Annotated in this window: 4 protein-coding genes; 1 reads left to right on the top strand and 3 read right to left on the bottom strand. The window is 43.9% G+C overall.

Translation table 11 applies throughout. The features are described from left to right. Positions 1-113: 113 nt before the first annotated feature. The 3 genes from AC0KTX_RS16335 to AC0KTX_RS16325 all read right to left on the bottom strand — a co-directional run bounded on the left by AC0KTX_RS16335 (position 114) and on the right by AC0KTX_RS16325 (position 3,208). On the bottom strand, positions 114-389 hold the full coding sequence (locus AC0KTX_RS16335) for a hypothetical protein (RefSeq protein ID WP_245566479.1): 276 nt from the start codon (positions 387-389) through the stop codon (positions 114-116). A 246-nt stretch (positions 390-635) separates the two neighbouring features. Further along, on the bottom strand, positions 636-773 hold the full coding sequence (locus tag AC0KTX_RS16330; RefSeq protein ID WP_233504918.1) for a LacI family DNA-binding transcriptional regulator: 138 nt from the start codon (positions 771-773) through the stop codon (positions 636-638). Between the two features lie 263 nt (positions 774-1,036). Next, the gene (locus AC0KTX_RS16325; protein ID WP_339195149.1) at positions 1,037-3,208 is read right to left on the bottom strand and encodes a YhgE/Pip domain-containing protein; all 2,172 of its coding nucleotides are present in this window, start codon (positions 3,206-3,208) and stop codon (positions 1,037-1,039) included. 239 nt (positions 3,209-3,447) lie between these two features. On the opposite strand from AC0KTX_RS16325, the gene AC0KTX_RS16320 reads away from it, so the two are divergent. Then, positions 3,448-4,617, top strand: a complete 1,170-nt coding sequence (locus AC0KTX_RS16320) for an IS256 family transposase (RefSeq protein WP_339199677.1) — start codon at positions 3,448-3,450, stop codon at positions 4,615-4,617. The last annotated feature ends 416 nt before the right edge of the window (positions 4,618-5,033 follow it).

The raw sequence follows: 5,033 nt of genomic DNA, 5'->3' as shown, positions 1-5,033 counted from the left end.
ACCTTTAGACCCAGTTTATTACATGTACCAATACTGGGTTTCTTCAGTATTGCCTTTTTTCGGATCATCGGACAAGGGAATTTCCAATTTCTATGATTTTTCACCTTGACATATTACCGCAGGACTTTTTGAATCTCGATTTCCTGTTCACGCACTTCATAACGCCATCTCCGCCAACGCAATGCGGGAATAAAGAAGATAAAAAAATAGCCTTCTCCAATCAATATAATAATCAGCATCGGAATAATCCATTTCGGTCCGTCAAAAACGATAATAAGGACAATGATAGCCGCAAAGACGATAAAAGAAACGGCCAATCCGATCATGCCGTATATCCGCCATACCGATAGCGCTCGTTCGGAGATTCTTTTTCCGGGCTCTCCATTCATGATTTCTCTATCCCCCTTAAACAAAGACAATCCATCGACGTAATGGTTATACGTATTTAGTATACAAGAAGTTTCCATCTTTAACTATCTGTTACTGTAGAATAACAAACTTTTGGAAAAGCAGGAAAATGAGCATGTTTCAAGAAAAATTATAGGATCGAAGCCATTGGAGAACGTGAATGATAAACCACTACGCTTATATTGTTCGTTCGCTGCGAAACCATCGCCCTTGCCAAGGCATTTGGTTTATACTGCAGCTCCTTCATCTTTAATACTTTTTTCACGCGTCTCTGGACTTGCAACCCCTTTTCCCGAAATGATGCGCGAAACCGTCGACTTCGAAACACCAGCCCTCAACGCGATGTCTTTAATGGTGTAGCCCACTAAAGTTAGCCTCTATACCGTTTGGTCCGGTTCGTTTTCAAAGCCTCATTCCAAGATGGATATTATACATGCATTCATTTGTCAAATCATTTGCAACTTCGTCATGAAAAAAGGCACGAATCAAATCCGTGCCTTCCGCCGTAACGAATCTATTTTTTTTAAAACAGCGTCCATATCCGCGCTGGCTGTTTCTGTTTCCCATCGATGGCGTCATCGGATATAAACAAAAAAGCCAGGCGGTCATTTTGCCTATGCCGCATGGTTTAATGAAACAATCCGCTTTTTTTCGCTTTCGCATGCAGCGAATGCATGTATTTGTTCAACGGTTCTTTCAGAAGCGTACCTAATAAGAGAGCCAGGACGGCAAACATCATGAGACGAACCGCATCGTTTTTCACTTTTCCCCACACAATGCCGCCGACTGCTTCGCGCATCAAATCAATCGCATACGTAAACGGCAAAAACGGGTTGATGTTTTGGAAAAATTCCGGAATAAGCTGAACCGGATACGTCCCCCCTGCTCCGGCGATTTGGAAAACGAGCAGGACGATGGCCAGCGCCTTGCCGACGTCGCTGAATACTGATACGAGCGTAAAGACAATGACAATAAACACAAAGCTGCATAACAGCCCAAAGAGGATGAACCAGCCGGAGTCATGAATATAAATATTCTTTAAAAGAAATACATCTCCTAACGTGACAATAAGCGCCTGAATACTGCTGCATGTCCAAAACGTCAGCAGCCGGCCAAAATAAATTTCTCTGCTGGTATACCCTTCTGCCTCATAAGGTTCGGTAGAAAGTAACGACACTAACAGCAGACAGCCCACCCATATGGACAAGACGGTATAAAACGGGTTCATCCCCGATCCATAGTTCGGAAGCGGAAACAATCTATGCGTCTTTAAGTCGACGGGATGGGCCAAAAATTCACCTTTTGCTCTTGGATCATTTTTTAATAAACGAATGATGTCGTAGATGTTTGTCTCTTTTTTCAATTTTACAAGAAAGGAAGCGATATCGTTGACTTTCCGCGCAAGAAACGGATACTGATCGCTTGCCGTCTGCAACATTTCTTCCCCCTGCTTGAGACCGCTGCCGGCGTGCTGAAGAAACCGCTCTAATTCCAGAATGGTGTTGGCGATGTCCGCGAGTATGCGGCGGGCGTCTTGAAGCGTCTGCTTCGTTTCGTTCTTTTTTTCTTTCATGAGTGGTGCGATATGTTGCTCGTATTCATTCATCACCCGATCGACTTGCTTTACCGCAGCTGCCGCCCGCTCATTTAGGTCGGTGAGAAGATGGTTGCCTAGCTGCGCCCCGTTTTCACTTTGCTCGTACGCTAACTTGGCAAGGCGTTGTGCTTCTCTTAAATTGGATTTTATGCCTGTCAGACGGCCGGACAATTGTTCCATATTGGCGGAAGCCGTGCGAGAGAAAGCTCGCTTTTCGATCATGTTATTGAATATGCGAAGCTGTGTTTGCGCTTCATCTGCCATTTGTTCCCCAGCTGCGGCCATGCTCTGGACGTCGGAAAGCCATTGCCGCTGCTGGGCAAGGGAAAGGTTTTCTTGCAGCTTGTTAGTTACGGCATAGATGGACATGGCGATTTGCTGCAGCGTACGCAAATTTTCCGTGATTTGCGGCGTCAATGTCTTTGCTTTTGCTTCCGCTTTCGTGAAAAACTGATTCATTTCATCAAGAAACGCAATGCCGCTGTTGACGATCCGTTTCGCTTCGGGAAGCGTTTTTTCCGCTTTATTGACGAGCCGTTCCGCCTCTTTCGCGTCGGACATCGATTGGTTTAACAGCCGCTTGATTTCCGGCAGCTTCGTCTGCAGCTGAAAAATCAGGGTCTCAAAATGGCGAATATCTGGCAGCTGTTGTTCTAATGCCACCCCCGCTTCATGAAAGATAGAAAACAAAACGCTGTTGACAACAGCGACAAATTGATCGCTTACTTGCTCGGTGATGGTGCTTGCTCCTTTGGATGTGATTCTCGGCGCAATCGCGTTCTTTTTGTCATTTTCATAGTAATGAATGACGGCCTGCTCCGGCCTATCTTGCACAATGGTAGCCAATTTTTCTGAAAAATCGCTTGGAATGACGATCGTCGCAAAATAATCGCCATAGCGGACGTTTTTCATTCCTTCTTGTTTGCCAACAAATTTCCAGCCTAAGTCATGATTGTTTCGTAGCGCCCTAACAATTTCTTTTCCGGCGTTAAACGCATGTCCTTGAATTTTTGCCCCTTTGTCTTCATTGACAATTCCTACTTTAATGTTTCTCGTGTTGGCATACGGATCAATAGAAGCTTCGATATTCACCCACGCATAAAGCGATGGCAGAAGAAGCAATCCGCCTACCAATACCGCCGCTACCCAGTTTGTTGCTATTTGCTTCATATCGTGAACATAAAGATTCCATATCTTTTTCACGAACCTCAACTTCCCTTTAGTGTGATTAAACTGCTTTTGTTAGTATAAACCAATGAAAAAAAAACTAAACATAAGCGGCGGATTGGAAACGAGCACAGTATGTTTACAAAAAACTGCTGGCTAACCAGCAGATGATGTATAAAATTTTGTGTAAAGCATTTTGCTAGACCAAAAGAAAAAAGGTAGGGTATTCTCTGATTTGGACCACAACACATTCCAGAGAAAGGAGAACCCTACCTATGTCTAAAAGAAGTATACCGAATGTCGACTGGGCAAATCAACTGGAAAGTGTCATTCGTCAGTTTGTAAAGGAAAAATTAGAACTGATCATGCGGGAAGAAATCAAGAATTTCCTCGAAATAGAACAGGCCGGAACATCAAATATGAGAAACGGCTACTATCAACGAAATCTAGATACGCAATATGGCCGGATTGAAGGTCTTTTGGTCCCTAGAGACCGAAACGGAGAATTTCAAACCCAATTGTTCGCTCCTTACCAACGCCACACCGGCTGGCTGGAGGAAGCCATCATCAGGATGTATCAAAGTGGCATGAGTACGCGTGAAATTGGCAAGTTTATTGAACGAATTTTAGGCAATGCCTATTCTCCCGCAACAATCAGTCGTATTACCGATGTCGTGAAGGAAGACATCGAGAAATGGCACACTCGCCCTCTACACAAGCGTTATTCGGTCTTATATTTGGATGGCTTATACGCAAAACTTCGTTGCGAAACCGTGGAGAAAGAAGTCATTTATGTGGTGTTAGGGGTGAATGAAGAAGGGTATCGCGAAATTCTTGATTTCTTTGTGGGAGGACAAGAAAGTGCCTATGTATGGCAGGAAATTCTTCAAAACCTCTACAAAAGAGGCGTCAAGGAAGTGCTTCTGGGCGTATTCGATGGACTACCGGGTCTAGAGGAAGCCTTTAAGGCGGTGTATCCGAAAGCCGATGTACAGCGTTGTGTCGTTCACAAAGTCCGTAACACGCTCAGTCGTGTTCGGAAAAAAGACCAATTCGAAATGGCGGAGGATCTGAAACTCATTTATCGTTCTCCGAATAAAGAAATCGCATTGGAGATGTTTCAACAGTTTCAATCCAAATGGTCTCGCGAGTACCCAAGGGAAGTCCAATCTTGGGCCAATGAGTTGGATGTCCTCCTTACATTTATGGATTATCCAAGCAGTATTCGAAGTGTGATTTACACGACCAATGCCATCGAACGAACGATCAAGGAGATTCGGAAACGCCTAAAACCGATGAACAGTTTGAATAGTTTAGAAGCCGCTGAAAAAATCGTGTATTTGACCATTCAAGATTTTAATGAGAAATGGGCAGGGCGAAAGTTGCGAGGATTTGCCGAAGCGCATGAAGCCCTCGAGCGAATGTTTGAAGAACGTTATCATTAACCAAATATTGTAAATAAACAAAATAAGGGGATTCTCCCTTTCCACACAAGAGACTGAATATTCAGTCTCTTGTGTGGAGGAAATATCCCCCCTCTATTCTAAATCCATTTCAGAGATACCTTATCTATCTTACATTACACAAAATTCTTGACGGTACCAATGTTTATGTGTCCGCTTGAGTCAGTCAAGATTTTGTGGGAACTTTTTTGGTTCGCTGAAAACAGGTGTAAGTCATAGATTGGCGAACCATTTTTTTGAATTTCATCCGTAAGCGCTTTCGGACTCTCATCCCTTGCCATGACAGACCGATATGTATACCTTTTTTTACCATCCCTTGAGTTCAGACAGGGCATGATAGATCGGAGTCCCGGACGATTGCTGTAAATATGGCTTGTTTCCGCGTTACCTCCGGAAGA

It is taken from the genome of Aeribacillus sp. JST-2 (genome assembly GCF_056032925.1).
The sequence above is the reverse complement of the archived record's forward strand: the minus strand, read 5'-3'. Positions and strand labels throughout refer to the sequence as shown.